The organism is Actinobacillus seminis, assembly GCF_002263215.1.
In the GTDB taxonomy this organism is placed as follows: domain Bacteria; phylum Pseudomonadota; class Gammaproteobacteria; order Enterobacterales; family Pasteurellaceae; genus Actinobacillus_B; species Actinobacillus_B seminis.
In genome coordinates, this window is the sequence record NZ_NLFK01000004.1 from 19,746 (window position 1) to 35,464 (window position 15,719).

The window sequence follows — 15,719 nt, forward strand, 5'->3', positions numbered from 1 at the left end:
ATTTATTCCTTAATAAGAGAAACTTTTTCTGTTTGTTATTGCATTGAGACTAATACTGAGGCTGATAATACAGCCAGTAATAACCATTTGCCAATAAGAGGAAACATTTAATAAATTAAGCCCATTTTGAATTATAGCCAATAGCGCAACCCCCATAACTGTTCCTAGTAGTGAGCCTTTTCCTCCAGTTAAACTGGTTCCACCTAGAACAACGGCAGCTAATACAGTAAGTTCATAGCCTAAGAGAGAATCTGGAGCTACTGATTGTACGGTATAAGATTGTACAATACCGGCAAGTCCTGACATTAGCCCCATATATCCATAAGCAAATAAATGAAGTTTTAAAATACTAAATCCTATCCGAGAAGTTGCATCTTTGTTACCACCGAGAGCATAGATCTGTCTTCCGACAGTTAATTTGGTGATAATAATACCGGTTAATAAAATTGCAAATAAAGCAATAATAATTTGGAATGATAATCCATATGTAAAGCTATCTTCTGAAACAGATTTAAAGAAAATAATTTCTTCTTGAAACCATTCTGGGTAATCATATAACCATACACCTTTGGTAATATAAAGTAGCGCTCCATAGAATATATTAAGAGTAGATATAGTAATAATAATAGAAGGGACATTTAATTTATTAACAAGAATAGCAAAAAAAAAAAAAAAAATATTCGATGACTATTGTAATAGGCTTCTTCAATTTCATCTGTAACAAAAATAACAGAAATTCCTTTTATAATTAATTCTTTTATAATATTGAATATTTCTTCTTTATTTGCGATATCAACTCCAATTGTAGGGGAATCTAAAATGATAATTTGAGGTGAAATTGCTAACCATTTTGCAATAGATACTCTTTGAGCGTTACCGCCGGATAGTGTATTCACTGGTAAATCTGAGTTGCTTACTTTAATTTTTAGTGATTGAATTAATTGATTGCTTTTTTTAGATAAGAGATGGTTTTATTAATTAGATTAATTTTGTTTGTTATTTTATTAAAAATAGTAGAAATAATATTGTTATGAATACTTTCTTGCATGATTAAACCAGTTGTGAGGCGATCCTCGGAAACATAAGCAATTCCATTTTTTATTGCATCTCGGTTATTTTTAAATTTAATTTCTTTACCATTTAATAATATATCGCCTGATGTAGGATAAGTTATACCGAATAAGCTTAAGCATAATTCTGTTCTACCGGATCCTAATAATCCAGTTAGCGCAATGATCTCACCTTTTTTAAGTGAAAAATTAATATTTTTATATTGGGATGTTAGAGATAAATTTCTTACTTCTAGTATGTTAGGTTGATTTGATAGATTTACTTTGTTTAGCTTTTTGGGGGTGATTTCTAATCCGGTCATTAGAAAACCTAGCCTTTTTTCGTCAACTTCTGCTATAGGGTATTTCCCTACCACATTACCATCTTTTAATACAAGTACGTTATCTGAAACTTTCATTACTTCAGCCAATTTATGGCTAACAAAAATAATGCTGATCCCTTTGCTTTTAAGTTTGGTAACAACATTCAGTAAATCGTTAACTTCTTTTGCTGTAAGAGATGCTGTTGGTTCATCCATAATGAGTAATTTGGCATTTTGAGCAAGTGCTCGGCAGATAGCAACAAGTTGTTGTTGCGCTATCGGTAAAGTCTCTACTACAGCATCAAGGTCTAAATTTGCATTAATGCTTTCAATTGCTAATTTCGCTTCTTTTTTAGTTTTTGATGATTAACTACACCTAATTTTCGATAGGCATTGATAGTTATGTTTTCGCTTACGGTTAAATTAGGGAATAGGGCAAGATCTTGATAAATAACTTGTATCCCTTTGCGGATTGATTGTTCGGGTGTAAGTTTAGTATATTGGTTTTCATCAATTTGAATTTGAGCACCATCATCAGGTTGATAAACACCGGATAATATTTTAATAAGTGTAGATTTACCGCATCCATTTTGCCCAGCTAAACAAAGTGCTTCTCCATAACTTAGCTCTAGAGTGACATTATTTAATGCTTTCACTCCATGGAAAGTTTTACTAATGTTATTCATCGTAATAAAAGCCATAATACCTCCTAAATAAAAGAGTTCACCGCGTACCGGTGTAGTGAACTCTTAAATTAGTCGTGGGAGGCAAGGCACACAGGGGATAGGAAAAAAAAAAAAAAAATCCCCTGTGTGCCTTGCCTCCCACGACTGAAGTTATTACGAAGTAGTTTTTTCTCTGTATCTACTTTTTTAGCTTTACCTACAGTTGGAATTTCCATTCCATCTTCGATTTTTTCTCCTTTTAAGAGTTTAGCTGCAACAGCAGTAAGCGCATAACCTGCACTTGCCGGATCATAAGTAATTCCCATCGTTATATTACCTGATTTAATTAATGATGCAGCTTGTGATGGAATCATCATGCCAAATACGTTTAATTTACCTTTTAGGCGTTTTTCTTTGACAGCTAAGCCTGCCCCAATAGGACCTTGTGAACCAAAAGAGATTACTGCTTTGAGATCTGGATGAGCTTTAATAAGGTCGATTGTCGTTCTGCGTGCATCATCAATATTTTCTGCTACAGGCATACGAGTAGTGACTTCATACATATCAGGATAATGTTCTTTTTGATATTTAATGAATAGATCTGACCATAAGTTATGTTGTGGCACAGTTAAACTACCGACATAGAGGACATATCCCCCTTTTCCTCCTAGGGCTTTAGCAACTTCTTCAACATAATCTGCGGCAAATTGAGCATTATCAATAATCTCAATATCCCAGTCTGCGCTAGGTTGACCTACAGACTCATTAGTTAAAATTAAAATACCATTTTGTTTTGCTTTCTTCAATACTGGTTCTAATGCACTAGCATCATTTGGTACGATGGAGATTGCGTCAACTTTTTTTGCAATTAAATCTTCAATCAGTTTAACTTGTTGTGGTGCATCAGTATTGGATGGACCCACTTGATAGGCATTAACATTATTGTCTTTACTAGCTTGAACTACACCTTCCCCCATCCGGTTAAACCAAGGCATACCGTCAATTTTAGAAATGTTAACAATGTCTATTGCAAATACTGCATTTGAGCAAGTTAATGTAAAAAGCGTAGAAAGTAATAGATGTTTGAATGTTTGTTTTTTCATAATGTTATCCTCAATGAAAGAGTAAGATTAAGATCTAAGTACTACACAGTTAATGTATTACCTTGATAGGTATATCCATCTTATTAAACGACTTTTTGAAAGAAAAGGTAGGTTTTGGTTATATAATATGGAAAATCTTGCTATATCATAAAAACTGCGAGATGCGTCACATTATGCGGATTTCACTTTTTTATATTGCTCCCTAAATTGAGAGGGGGAAAGTCCAGTGTGTTTTTTGAATACTTTAGAAAAATATAATGGATCGCTGTAGCCAACGGTTTTAGCCAGCATAGCAATAGATCGATCGGAGAAATATAATGATTTTTTAGTTTCTAATATTCTTTGATTTTCTATCCATTGCATAATACTCATACCTACAATTTGAGAGAATAAGTGGGATAACCTTGATGTAGATAAATAAACCTGTTGTGCTAATTCAGTAATTGTCCAATTTTGGGATAAATCTTGCGTAATAAGATTTTGAATAGTGATAATTCTGCTATCTAAAACTTGAGAAACTTTTCGTTTTTCAGCAGAAATACATTTAATTAAAAGGTATTCTAATAAGCTAACTGCCATATTTTCTTTAAAAGCATTGTGAGATTGCGACTCTTTTTCTATTTGAGTAAAGATATTACTAATTTCATCAATATATTCCTGATCTTGGAGTTTAATTTTGCCAATATGCTGTTGGGTATCTGACCAATTTAGCCATTGCGTCCAACGTGGATTTGGGTAGAAATATATCCACTTATGTGACCAATATTTGCTTTCTTTACTTCTATGATAGTGGTGGATTGCTTGTGGGGAGAAAAGTAACAACTGTCCTTTTGTTGCATAAAATGAATTTTTTCCATCAAATACTGTACCTTCACCTAATGTTGTTAGGTGTAAAATATATCCTTTCATACCATGTGGGCGATCAATGGTAAAATCTAAGTAATTACCTTCCTCAATTTGTGTAATGCCTGCTACAAGTTCCAAATTAAATGGATAATTAGGTAGGAGTGGATTAGTATTTTCGGACATGTCATTTACCTCCCCTTCTTCACCCAATACCGATAAGGAGGGTGTTCCACTTCACTTTTTACCAACGTATGATCCATAAATTGGCAGAAGCCGGGGATATCCCGCGTGGTGGCGAGGTCGTCGGCGATAATCAGGAGGGTTTCGCTGGGTTGCATATGGCGGATTTGTTTGCGTACCAACATTACAGGTTCGGGGCAGCGCAGTCCGATGGTGTCTAAGATATGTTCTGTGGATAAGTCGGTCATTTTTGATTTATTATTTGTTTCAATAAGTTTGTGCGTATAATAGCGTGCTATGAGTTATAGGTCAAAATAAGACAGATTTATGCAATACTTTATTCCTAAAAGTGCGGTTGTTTTTGAAGAGGAAATTAAAAAAAGCCGCTTTATGACTTATTTGCGGCATACGCAAGGGCTTTCTCAAGCAAAAGCGTTTTGGGAGCAAGTTCGTGCGTTGCATCCGCAGGCAAGGCATCATTGTTGGGCACCTTTGAACCGTACCTTATCAAGAATCAAACCCGCATTACGTGGATGGATGAGCAGATTATTGCCTTATATGCCAAAGGGTTAAGTAATCCGGAAATCGTTGAGATGTTCAAGGAGCTGATGTGTCTACCGGTCTCATTTCTGGCGTAACGGATTCCGTTAAAGAACGTGTGCAGAAATAGCAAAATCGACCGCTTGATGCGGTTTATTCGATAATTTATTTGGATTGTATCGTGGTGAAAGTGCGCCAAGACGGGCGGATTCAATAAATCCGTCTTTGTGGCACTGGGCGTAAATCTTGACGGTCATAAAGAGCTGCTTGGGCTTTGAATAGCTGAAAATTAAGTTGAAATGGGTGTTTACACAGAATTTGGGATAGGCTCAAAAGATTTTGCAAAAAGTGAGTTAATACTTATCATAAGATACCAACTCACTTTCCTCTTTCTTCCTGCTTCTTCAAACTGAAACGGATTATAAACATAGCCCGCATTTAAATAGGCTTGAGTTAAATCTCGGCTTAACTGATTAAGACGGTTTTCATTTAAACATTCATAAGGTAAAGGAAGGAGAGGGGTAGGATCGATCAACGTTGTCCCGACAATCTGTAATCGCTGATATGGTAAACAGACATCAGACAAATTTTCTTCGATAGGCGCATTTTCGCTTGGTGGTGCTTGAAATTGATGTAACTCTAACCAGCGATTTTGTTGCTGACGTTGAAATTGTTGTAACTGCTGTTGGTTGTCTAGCAAGGTATTATTTGCCCAGCTTGATAAACAAAGTGTGCTTAAACAAAACGCGACTATTGATGATTTTATCATTGCCCATCCCTAATCATAAAAAAGAGTAGAAAAAGAAAGTCGACTGACAATTCCCTACTATTTTTAATAAATTAAGCTGTCAACCGAGATCCGGTAATCGCACTGAAAATCAGTCAACAGCCTAAGAAATTAACGAGCTCTACTGCGCAACAGAGTATTTAAAATAATACCGATAATTAATCCGCCAAATGCAAAAGGTATCCATTCCATTGAATAAGCTTTCAACGGTAATTGCTGTACCATAGCAAAACCGGAAACGGACAAAATAGAAATTATTGTGACCAAAATAATGGCTAATCGCTGCGCTAAAATCGGCAACGGAATAATCAAGTTAATTAATAACGTAATTAATGCAGTCATTGCAATCGGATAAAGGATTAACAACACAGGAATAGACTTACTAATTACGGCATTTAATCCTTGATTAGCCAAGCCAAAACTAATTGCAGTAAAAATCAGCGCATAAGTACGGTAAGATATTTTGGGAAAAATGCTGTTAAAATAGGCTGAAGTGGACACCACTAAACCGATAGCAGTGGTTAAACAAGCCAACGTAACAATCACGCCTAACAACGTCCGCCCTAATTCTCCAAAGGCTTGTAGCGCGGTTTCATTTAAAATATAGGTTCCTAAATTTTGCCCGCGTGAAATGACATCATTTGCCATCTCTGTTGATAATGGTATTTTATAGCCAATCCAACCAATGGAAATATAAATGACCGCTAAGAAAAAGGTAGCGACTAAGGCGGCATAAATCGTTTGTTTGACTAATGAAGCGGTACGATCCTTAGTTTTAGCCTTAATTCCATTGATCACCAACACAGAAAAAGCAAAAGTAGCTATCGCATCCATGGTTTGGTAACCATATAAAAAACCGCTAAAAAAAGGTGTTTCCATGGTGGAGGATTTGACCTGCTCGACATCAGAATACAACGTAAATGCACGAATGATTAAAGCAACAGTCGTGATTAATAATGCCGGAGTTAAAATGGCTCCAACCCGATCGATCATTTTACTCGGATTTAAACTTAGCCATAACACGATACAAAAATAAATGACGCTAAAAATCAATAATGACATTGTTCCCGGTGATTCCACAAAAGGAACAATTGCCATATCGTAAGCTGTTGCGGCTGTTCGCGGAATAGCGAAAAAAGGACCGATAGTCAAATAAATAGCGGTCAACAAAATGATGGAGATCCATGGGCTAATAGTGGATAACGCTTTTTTATATCCTCCCTCATAATGCGCGGCGACAATTGTTGTAAGCAAAGGCAAACCGACGCCGGTGATAATAAACCCGAAAATCGCAACCCAATAATCAAGACCGCTATTAAACCCTAATTCAGGCGGAAAAATCAGATTGCCTGCGCCAAAAAAGATAGCAAACAGCATAAAGCCTACAACAAAAATATTTTTATTCATATGAGTGATAACCTTTTGTTTATTTTGTTTTTTCTAAGTTTATTTTTTCCAATTTTTAAGGGCATCAGCAAATGCATTGCTCATAACCGCATTGTCCATTGGTCCACGTGATGATTTGGTTGATAAAGTGCGGTGATTTTTTTCTTTATTTTCCGTTGGACGTTCTTCTAAACGCATGGTTAACGCAATCCGTTTTCGCGCCACATCCACTTCCAATACTTTCACTTTTACAATATTACCGGTTTTCACCACTTGATGAGGATCTTCCACAAATTTATCCGACAACGAAGAAATATGTACTAAACCGTCTTGATGAACGCCGATATCTACAAAAGCACCAAAATTGGTGACATTGGTGACCGTGCCTTCCAAAATCATCCCGGATTTCAAATCGGCAATGTCCTCAACGCCATCCATAAAGCTCGCAGTTTTAAATTCACCGCGCGGGTCGCGCCCCGGTTTTTCCAACTCTTTAAAAATATCCTGTACCGTTGGCAAACCGAATTGCTCGTCGGTAAATTGTTTGGCATCCAATTGACGAATAGCACCGGCATTCCCCATCAAATCTTGAATAGATTGTTCAGTGGCTTGCAAGATTTTCTCTACCACCGGATAGGCTTCCGGGTGAACCCCCGAGGCATCCAGCGGATTTTTTCCTTGAGCAATGCGCATAAATCCCGCGCATTGCTCAAAGGCTTTTGATCCTAGACGCGCGACTTTCTTTAATTGCTCACGACTGTCAAAACGCCCGTTTTCATCACGATAAGCAACAATATTTTGCGCCAAGGTTTTACTCATCCCTGCCACGCGCGCCAATAGCGGAACCGACGCAGTATTTAAATCCACTCCAACAGCATTCACACAGTCTTCCACGACCGCATCCAATTTCCGCGCCAATTGCCTTTGGTTGACATCATGTTGATATTGCCCCACTCCGATAGCTTTTGGCTCGATTTTCACCAATTCCGCCAGCGGATCTTGCAAGCGACGTGCAATCGACACCGCACCGCGCAAGGAAACATCCAAATCCGGGAACTCGTGCGCTGCCAGTTCAGAGGCGGAATACACGGATGCGCCGGCTTCGCTGACCACGACCGTTTGCGGTTTCGGATTGGCAAATTGCTTAATTACCTCTTTGGCAAAACGTTCGGTTTCACGCGAAGCCGTCCCGTTACCAATAGCAATTAATTCCACACGATATTGCTTAATTAATTGATAAATCGCGGCAGCAGCGCGATCTTGTTGACCGGTATGAGCATAGACCGTATCGGTCGCCAACAATTTTCCGGTATTATCCACCACAGCCACTTTCACGCCGGTACGCAAACCCGGGTCAAGTCCCATGGTGGTTTTCGCGCCTGCCGGTGCCGCCATCAAAAGTGCGGTCAAATTTCGCGCAAAAACATCAATAGCTTCTTCTTCGGCTTTTTCCCGTAGCGCGGTCATTAATTCCGTTTCCAAATGTAGCGACACTTTAATTTTCCACGTCCAAGCAATCACTTGTTCACGCCATTTGTCCGCGGCTTGCTGATTAAAACGCACCGCTAAATGTTCACGAATAATCTCTTCGCAATAACTGCGGCGCGTGCTTTCTTCTTGTTTGGGATCAGCATTTAAACTCAGCTGCAAAAAGCCCTCGTTGCGCCCGCGAAACATTGCCAAGGCACGATGGGAAGGCACATTTCGTAACAATTCTTGATGATCAAAATAATCCTGAAATTTTTCGCCTTCTTGTTCTCTGCCCGGTAAAACTTTAGAAATCAGCACCGCACTTTGTTGTAAATATCGGCGTACTTTTGCCAATAACAATGCATCTTCGGCAAATCGTTCCATCAAAATATAGCGCGCGCCATCCAATACCGCTTTGCTATCAGCAAAGCCTTTGTCTGCGTCAATATAGGCTTGTGCGGCTTGTTCCGGATCGTTTTGCGGTTCGTTCCAAAGTAAATCGGCTAATGGTGCCAAGCCCGCTTCAATCGCAATTTGTCCTTTGGTACGACGTTTGGGTTTGTAGGGGAGATAAAGATCTTCCAGTTCGGTTTTACTTTGCGTTTGTTGAATTTGGCGACGTAATTCGTCGCTTAATTTGCCTTGATCTTCAATGGATTTCAAAATGGTTTGGCGGCGGTCTTCTAATTCACGCAAATAAATTAAACGGGTCTCGAAATGACGCAATTGACTATCATCTAAACCGCCGGTCGCCTCTTTCCGATAACGCGCGATAAACGGAATAGTATTACCATCGTCCAACAGTTGAATGGCAGCGGCAATTTGTTGCGGCTGTACCGTTAATTCCGCGGCAATAATCTGAGAAAATTGTTGATTTAACATAGAATCAAAAGAATTATCATGAAAATAAAATATCTTATAGCATACTGTGTTTAGTACCGTTGCTCAAATAGTTATTGCATAATTGGTTAAAATAGACGGTATTTTATGCAATATGTTACAATTCATATAAAATCCTAAGCCAATATTAAATTATGTCTAAATCAAACTATATTACCCGCGTCGGCTGGCAAGCCTTGGATCAAGAATTGAAATTTTTATGGAAAGAGGAGCGTCCGAAAGTAACTCAAGCGGTATCTGATGCGGCAGCATTGGGCGATCGCAGTGAAAATGCCGAATATATTTACGGTAAACGACGTTTACGCGAAATTGATCGTCGCGTCCGTTTTCTCAGCAAGCGACTGGAAGTCTTGCAAATAGTTGATTATGATCCGCGCCAAGAAGGGAAGATTTTTTTCGGCGCATGGGTCGAATTGGAAAACGAAGAGGGTGAGTGCAAGCAATATCGTATTGTAGGATGTGACGAATTTGATCCTGCGAAAAATTGGATTTCTATCGACAGCCCGGTGGCGCGTGCACTTATCGGTAAACAGATTGATGATGAAGTCAACGTTCATACCCCTTCGGGGCGGGTAACCTTGTTTGTGAACAAAATTTGGTATCAAAAATAAGGTTATGCTCCTTTTTAATCGAATGGTAACATTTAGTTGCCTATCTTTTAAAATCAAAAATTATTCTCATTTATATTGACATTTCTTAAATTATAAATATGATAACCATTCTCATTTTATACTGTTATTTAATTTCTAAGTTTAAAGGACAATTTATGAAAAAGATAGCGTTTGTGCAGCTGCCTTTTAGCAACATGTTTTGACCACCGGAATGAACTTTGTTAGAATGCGCTGTCAATTAGAAGTAATTCTCAATTTCAAATTTATGTCAATTTTTAACTACAACTAGGACGAATATATGTCGCAATTCTTTACCTTTTTACATGAATATATTGATTATATTATTCTCGGATTGCTCGGTTTGATGAGCTTTATTATGTTATGGTTTGCACTGGAACGCTTTATCTTTTTAAGCCGAGTTCAAGTTTCCCGTTATACCAATATTCATGAATTGGATATTGATTTAACGCGTAATTTAACGACAATTTCGACCATTGGTTCAAATGCGCCCTATGTCGGGTTGTTAGGAACCGTTATCGGTATTTTACTAACGTTTTATGAACTGGGAAATTCCGGTGGAGATATTGATGCCGCGGCAATTATGCTCAATTTATCTCTTGCCTTAAAAGCGACTGCGGTAGGGATTTTAGTCGCAATTCCATCAATGGTGTTTTATAACGGATTAACCCGTAAAGTAGAAGTCAATCGTTTGAAATGGAAAGCACTAAACGGACAAAAAAATGTAGGAGCCTAAGGTGAAAAAGTTTGATGAAATCAACATTATTCCTTTCATTGATATTATGTTGGTACTGTTAGCCATTGTACTAATTACCGCCAGTTTTATTTCTCAAGGTAAAATCCAAGTTAATGTCCCTAAAGCCAGTACAACGGTCGCTTTCAAATCCGATGATTTAGCTAAATTATTAACGGTAACCGAGGACGGTGATATTTATTTTAATGATCAACCGATTTCATTGGAAAAGTTGGAACAAGAAGTGACACAATGGGATAAAGCACAAAAAGTCACATTAAAAGTAGATGCGGGTTCAACATTCCAAAATTTTGTAACCATCACTGACTTAATGGCGAAATATCAAATTACCAATGTCGCCATTGTGACCATGAAAGAAAAAGGAAAATAAATGGTCAGTAAACGTTATTCTTGGGTTGGTTTTTTTCTCTCTTTGCTCTTTCATGCCACGCTCATTATTGCGATTTTCTATACTGTTAATCAGGATAGCGCCAACAGTCAAGCGGCTGAAGAACAAACATCTATTTCAATAGAAATGATGATGGGAACGGTGATGGAGGAACCTGAACCGGAACCGCAAAACGAGCCCGACCCAAAACAAGAAGTGATTGCTAAAGAAGAAGTCGCTGATCCTACAATAAAACCGGAACCGAAAAAAGAAACGCCGCCGGAAAAGAAACCGGAAAAACCGAAGGAAAAAGTTAAACCTAAAAAAAGAAAGACAAACCTAAACCGAAAAAACAAGATGATAGACCGAAAAGCGATCGAGTTGTCGATTCTGACGCTAAGATAAATGCGGTACGCTCCGGCAACGCGAATGTCACGACACTAAATCCGAATCTCACAGGAAACGGTAGTAATACTGATGAACTTAGTGCCTATCGCTCAGCGTTGAGACGCGAGATAGAACGACATAAACGCTATCCAAAACGCGCTAAAATGATGCGTCGCCAAGGGATTGTTACAATCGCTTTCACCATCGGCGCAGATGGTAGTTTAAGCAATGTGCGCGTTGTTAAAAGCTCAGGCACAAACGATTTGGATCAGGCTGCGTTAAATGCGGTTCAAAGTGCGCGCTCGATTGGACCTAGACCTAAAGGCATGAGCAGCGCAATTAATGTGCCAATTAGCTTTAAAATTCAGTAAGTTAATATTTCAAAGTTAATGTATCAAAAACCCAATCTTGTCTTGATAAGATTGGGTTTTGTTTTGTCCGATATGCTAAATAATTAAGAGCAACTATTTTGTCTACTATGCTTGGATTAAAACTATACTCTGTAATGGACGCTGCCTTGATTTTTTAAGAAAAGTTGAGTCTAAAATTCCTCAAAGTAACGATTATGGAACAGAGCGTTCTTTTGTTGGAATAGTATTTATTAACGCTTAAACAGTCCGCCGAGCCCGCCTAAGCTGCCCATATTTCCCATCATTCCTTGCATACCGCGCATCATTTTCGCCATGCCTCCTTTGCGCATTTTTTTCATCATGCGCTGCATTTCGTCAAATTGTTTGAGTAATTTATTGACATCTTGCACCTGCGTACCGGAACCTAAAGCGATACGACGACGACGGGAACCTTTGATAATTTCCGGATTGGCGCGTTCTTTTAAGGTCATGGAGTTAATAATAGCTTCCATTTTGACAAATATTTTGTCATCTACTTGATTTTTTACATGGGCGGGCAGATTTTTCGCGCCGGGTAATTTCTCCAACATGGACATCATGCCACCCATTTTTTTCATTTCAACCAATTGCTCGCAGAAATCGTCAAGGGTAAAGTGGTCGCCTTTTTTAAACTTCGCTGCCATTTTTTGCGCTTTTTCTTGATCGACGTTGCGTTGCAAATCTTCGATCAAGGATAAAACGTCTCCCATGCCTAAAATACGCGACGCGACGCGATCGGGATGGAATGGCTCAAGGGCATCCGTTTTTTCGCCAACCCCTAAAAATTTAATCGGTTTGCCGGTTATTTGGCGGATGGATAACGCCGCTCCGCCACGGGCATCCCCATCCACTTTGGTTAAGATCACGCCGGTTAAGGGTAGCGCTTGGTTAAAGGCTTTGGCGGTATTTGCTGCATCTTGACCCGTCATGGCATCTACGGTAAACAGAGTTTCGATTGGTTGAAGGGCGGAGTGAATTTGTTGGATTTCTTCCATCATTTCCCCGTCCACGTGTAAGCGACCGGCTGTATCCACAATCAAGACGTCGTAGAATTTTAATTTCGCTTCAGCAAGGGCGTTTTGGGCAATTTCTACCGGTTTTTGTTGGGTATTAGATGGGTAAAAAGCGACGCCAACCGCTTGCGCTAAGGTTTCTAGTTGTTTGATTGCCGCCGGGCGGTAAACGTCAGCTGAAACGACTAAGACTTTCTTTTTATGGCGCTGTTTTAAAAATTGAGCTAATTTTCCGACGGATGTGGTTTTTCCCGCCCCTTGTAAACCCGCCATCAAGATCACTGCCGGCGGTTGCGTGGCTAAATTTAATTGTTCGTTGGCTTCGCCCATGGCGTTTTCAAGCTCAGCTTGCACAATTTTGAGAAACTCTTGCCCCGGGGTGAGGCTTTTGTTGACATCTTCGCCGATCGCGCGGGCTTTGACTTTGTTGATAAAATCGCGTACCACCGGTAATGCTACGTCGGCTTCAAGTAACGCCATCCGCACTTCGCGCAGCGTCTCTTTGATATTTTCTTCGGTTAAGCGTCCTTTGCCCGTGATATTGCGCAGAGTTTTGGACAGGCGATCTGATAAATTTTCAAACATTATTGATCCTAACTTTATTCGATAAAATTGCCCTCATTATACTGAAATTCGGTAGATTTTCATCATTTGAAAGAAATTTATAGCGATTTTAGCAGAGCATCGCTAGAATAAACTGCTAATTTATATTCAGGGAGATAATTAGATGGAGTTTGCTTTCGTTTCGGTCTTGTTATATTTACTTAGTATTTTATTGATCGTGCCTTTATTGGTGAAAGCGCATAGCAGTGGGAGAATGGAGAAACGTAAGCAATATGTCTTTTTTTTAACCGCACTTTTCGCCCTTATCTGCCATCTTGTCAGTTTGCATACGTTAATTCATCATTTATTCAGCGGACAACGTTTTACTTTGATGGACGTTGGTTCGTTGCTTAGTGTGATCATTGCGGGATTGGCGACGGTTGCCATGATATTTCGCGTGAATACCCTTTGGGTATTGCTGCCGATTGTGTATTGTTTTGCGATAATCAATTTAATTTTGCAAGCGTTATTGCCGGGATCGATTGTGCAACATTTGGCGCAAAATACGGGGTTGTTAATTCATATCGGGTTGGCGCTTTTTGCTTATGCGCTTTGCTTTATCGCCACGCTTTATGCTATTCAATTGCGTTGGATTGATTATCAATTAAAGAGTAAAAAAATGGCACTTTCGCCGCTTATTCCTCCGTTGATGACCGTGGAACGGCATTTTTTCCGTTTATTGCTTACTGGCGAGATTCTGTTAACGTTGACTTTAGTTTCAGGCGCGATTTATTTGGCAGATTTTTTTGCGACGCAGAATATTCAAAAAGCGTGGCTATCGTTAATGGCATGGATGATTTTCGGGATTGCGTTGCTGGGACATTGGAAATTATATTGGCGCGGAAAAAAGATGATTGTTTATACCATTTCAGGTATGATTCTGCTGACTGTTGCTTATTTTGGCAGTCGGGTCATGTTTGCCCTATAACTATGGTAAAGTGCGGTTGAAAATCAACGAAAAATGACCGCGCTTTGATGATTAATCAATATAGGATTGCTTTATTTTGGATACGATTCCCCTTAGCTCGTTAGTGATTGCACTGGTCATTTTACTTATTCTCTCCGCTTATTTCTCAAGTTCTGAAACCGGGCTGCTTGCCGCCAATCGTTACCGGATGCGTTTTTTAGCCGAAAAAGGACACCGCGGCGCGAAAAAAGCGGAAAAATTATTGAAAAAAACCGATACCTTGCTTAGTTTGATCTTAATTTGTAATAACTTGGTCAATATTTCTGCCTCGGCGTTGGCAACTATTATCGGGATGCGTTTATATGGGGATGTTGGGGTAGCTATCGCGACCGGTGTATTGACCTTTGTGATGCTGATTTTTTCGGAGATTTTCCCGAAAAGTATTGCTGCGCTGTATCCGGAAAGAGTGGCGTTTTTTGCCAGCCATTTTTTGGCGCTATTGATGAAATTATTAAGCCCGTTAGTGTTCTTTATGAACTTGATTATTCGCGGCTTGATGAAATTATTCCGTTTAAACCCGGAAGCGAAAGCGCATTCGCTAAGTCCGGAGGAGTTGCGTGCTATCGTTAATCAATCGGCGCAATTTATTCCCGCTGCCCACCATGAGATGCTGTTGTCAATTTTGGATTTAGAAGCGGTGACGGTGGATGATATTATGGTGCCGCGTAATGATATTGGTGGGATTGATATTGATGATGACTGGAAAGCGATTATGCGCCAGTTAAATCATGCGGCTCATGGTAAAGTGGTGTTGTATAAAGGCAGTATGGATGAAAAAGTGCTGGGTGTTTTGCGTGTGCGCGAGGCGTATCGCTTGATGTTGGATAAAAATGAGTTTACTAAAGAAACCTTAATTCGCGCGGTGGATGAAGCCTATTTTATTCCGGAAGGTACTCCGTTGAATGCGCAATTATTAAATTTCCGCAACAATAAAGAGCGGGTTGGCTTGGTGGTGGATGAATATGGCGATATTAAAGGGTTGGTGACCTTGGAAGATATTTTGGAGGAAATCGTCGGCGAATTTACGACCTCGACTGCGCCCTCTATTGATGATGAAGTCACGCCGCAGCTGGATGGCTCTATGATTATTGAGGGTTCCGCCAATATTCGCGATTTGAATAAAGTGTTCGATTGGCATTTGGAAACGGAAGAGGCGCGTACCTTTAACGGATTGATCTTGGAACATTTGGAGGAGATCCCGGATGAAGGTACGGTGTGTGAAATTGATGGATTGCGTATTACGATTTTGGATGTGGCGGATAACGTGATTAAGCAAGCCAAAGTTGAGCGGGTTAAGTTTCTGGAGAAAGATGAGGAAAAGGCTGAGTAATCAGCCTCAGACCGCTGACAACCCCCACTAT

General features: G+C 39.4%; 16 protein-coding genes and 4 pseudogenes. 8 read left to right on the forward strand and 12 right to left on the reverse strand.

The genetic code is table 11. The features are described from left to right. Positions 1-9: 9 nt before the first annotated feature. The 8 genes and pseudogenes from CFY87_RS04830 to tusA all read right to left on the reverse strand — a co-directional run bounded on the left by CFY87_RS04830 (position 10) and on the right by tusA (position 4,414). Positions 10-678, reverse strand: a complete 669-nt coding sequence (locus CFY87_RS04830; protein ID WP_419670247.1) for an ABC transporter permease — start codon at positions 676-678, stop codon at positions 10-12. Next, a complete protein-coding gene (locus tag CFY87_RS12205) occupies positions 639-896 on the reverse strand; it encodes an ATP-binding cassette domain-containing protein (RefSeq protein WP_236757360.1) in 258 nt (85 codons plus the stop codon). Before CFY87_RS12205 ends, CFY87_RS04830 begins: the two co-directional genes overlap by 40 nt. A gap of 41 nt (positions 897-937) precedes the next feature. Beyond that, positions 938-1,588, reverse strand: coding sequence for an ATP-binding cassette domain-containing protein (locus CFY87_RS12210; protein WP_236757365.1), 651 nt, complete (start codon positions 1,586-1,588; stop codon positions 938-940). A 42-nt stretch (positions 1,589-1,630) separates the two neighbouring features. Continuing rightward, positions 1,631-1,705 (reverse strand): annotated as a pseudogene (locus tag CFY87_RS12450) (hypothetical protein); the annotation flags it as partial. Between the two features lie 2 nt (positions 1,706-1,707). Beyond that, complete coding sequence (locus CFY87_RS12215; protein WP_272896440.1) at positions 1,708-2,073, reverse strand: ATP-binding cassette domain-containing protein; 366 nt, start codon at positions 2,071-2,073, stop codon at positions 1,708-1,710. A 53-nt stretch (positions 2,074-2,126) separates the two neighbouring features. Beyond that, positions 2,127-3,140 (reverse strand): substrate-binding domain-containing protein, encoded by a 1,014-nt coding sequence (locus CFY87_RS04840; protein ID WP_236757361.1) that lies wholly within the window; start codon positions 3,138-3,140, stop codon positions 2,127-2,129. Between the two features lie 171 nt (positions 3,141-3,311). Then, positions 3,312-4,169, reverse strand: coding sequence for an arabinose operon transcriptional regulator AraC (gene araC / locus CFY87_RS04845; RefSeq protein ID WP_094946131.1), 858 nt, complete (start codon positions 4,167-4,169; stop codon positions 3,312-3,314). A gap of 5 nt (positions 4,170-4,174) precedes the next feature. Continuing rightward, positions 4,175-4,414: a sulfurtransferase TusA gene (gene tusA, locus CFY87_RS04850; RefSeq protein ID WP_094946132.1), complete on the reverse strand. Its 240-nt coding sequence runs from the start codon at positions 4,412-4,414 to the stop codon at positions 4,175-4,177. 79 nt (positions 4,415-4,493) lie between these two features. On the opposite strand from tusA, the pseudogene CFY87_RS04855 reads away from it, so the two are divergent. Both CFY87_RS04855 and CFY87_RS12220 read left to right on the forward strand, forming a co-directional pair. Beyond that, positions 4,494-4,661: pseudogene (locus CFY87_RS04855) on the forward strand (YigZ family protein); the annotation flags it as partial. After that, a pseudogene (locus CFY87_RS12220) lies at positions 4,652-4,981 on the forward strand (transposase); the annotation flags it as partial. The pseudogenes CFY87_RS04855 and CFY87_RS12220, both read left to right, overlap by 10 nt. Positions 4,982-5,013: 32 nt before the next feature. Here CFY87_RS12220 and CFY87_RS04865 read toward each other — a convergent pair. The 3 genes from CFY87_RS04865 to CFY87_RS04875 all read right to left on the reverse strand — a co-directional run bounded on the left by CFY87_RS04865 (position 5,014) and on the right by CFY87_RS04875 (position 9,231). Further along, positions 5,014-5,475 (reverse strand): POTRA domain-containing protein, encoded by a 462-nt coding sequence (locus CFY87_RS04865; protein ID WP_094946134.1) that lies wholly within the window; start codon positions 5,473-5,475, stop codon positions 5,014-5,016. Positions 5,476-5,604: 129 nt separating this feature from the next. After that, entirely contained in the window at positions 5,605-6,900 is a 1,296-nt protein-coding gene (gene brnQ, locus CFY87_RS04870) for a branched-chain amino acid transport system II carrier protein (protein ID WP_094946135.1), read from the reverse strand. 39 nt (positions 6,901-6,939) lie between these two features. Continuing rightward, positions 6,940-9,231, reverse strand: a complete 2,292-nt coding sequence (locus tag CFY87_RS04875) for a Tex family protein (protein ID WP_094946136.1) — start codon at positions 9,229-9,231, stop codon at positions 6,940-6,942. A gap of 152 nt (positions 9,232-9,383) precedes the next feature. Here CFY87_RS04875 and greB point away from each other — a divergent pair, with 152 nt between their 5' ends. From greB to CFY87_RS04895, 4 genes and pseudogenes are all read left to right on the forward strand, one after another. Further along, on the forward strand, positions 9,384-9,860 hold the full coding sequence (greB, locus tag CFY87_RS04880; RefSeq protein WP_094946137.1) for a transcription elongation factor GreB: 477 nt from the start codon (positions 9,384-9,386) through the stop codon (positions 9,858-9,860). A 298-nt stretch (positions 9,861-10,158) separates the two neighbouring features. Next, positions 10,159-10,614 (forward strand): TonB-system energizer ExbB, encoded by a 456-nt coding sequence (gene exbB, locus CFY87_RS04885; protein ID WP_094946138.1) that lies wholly within the window; start codon positions 10,159-10,161, stop codon positions 10,612-10,614. Position 10,615: 1 nt separating this feature from the next. Beyond that, on the forward strand, positions 10,616-11,002 hold the full coding sequence (exbD, locus tag CFY87_RS04890) for a TonB system transport protein ExbD (protein ID WP_094946139.1): 387 nt from the start codon (positions 10,616-10,618) through the stop codon (positions 11,000-11,002). Next, positions 11,003-11,757 (forward strand): annotated as a pseudogene (locus tag CFY87_RS04895) (energy transducer TonB). Positions 11,758-11,987: 230 nt separating this feature from the next. Here CFY87_RS04895 and ffh read toward each other — a convergent pair. Further along, a complete protein-coding gene (gene ffh, locus CFY87_RS04900) occupies positions 11,988-13,373 on the reverse strand; it encodes a signal recognition particle protein (protein WP_094946140.1) in 1,386 nt (461 codons plus the stop codon). A 142-nt stretch (positions 13,374-13,515) separates the two neighbouring features. Between ffh and CFY87_RS04905 the strand changes: the two genes are divergently transcribed. Next, on the forward strand, positions 13,516-14,319 hold the full coding sequence (locus CFY87_RS04905; protein WP_094946141.1) for a cytochrome C assembly family protein: 804 nt from the start codon (positions 13,516-13,518) through the stop codon (positions 14,317-14,319). A gap of 76 nt (positions 14,320-14,395) precedes the next feature. Continuing rightward, positions 14,396-15,688, forward strand: coding sequence for an HlyC/CorC family transporter (locus CFY87_RS04910; RefSeq protein WP_094946142.1), 1,293 nt, complete (start codon positions 14,396-14,398; stop codon positions 15,686-15,688). Positions 15,689-15,719 lie beyond the last annotated feature (31 nt).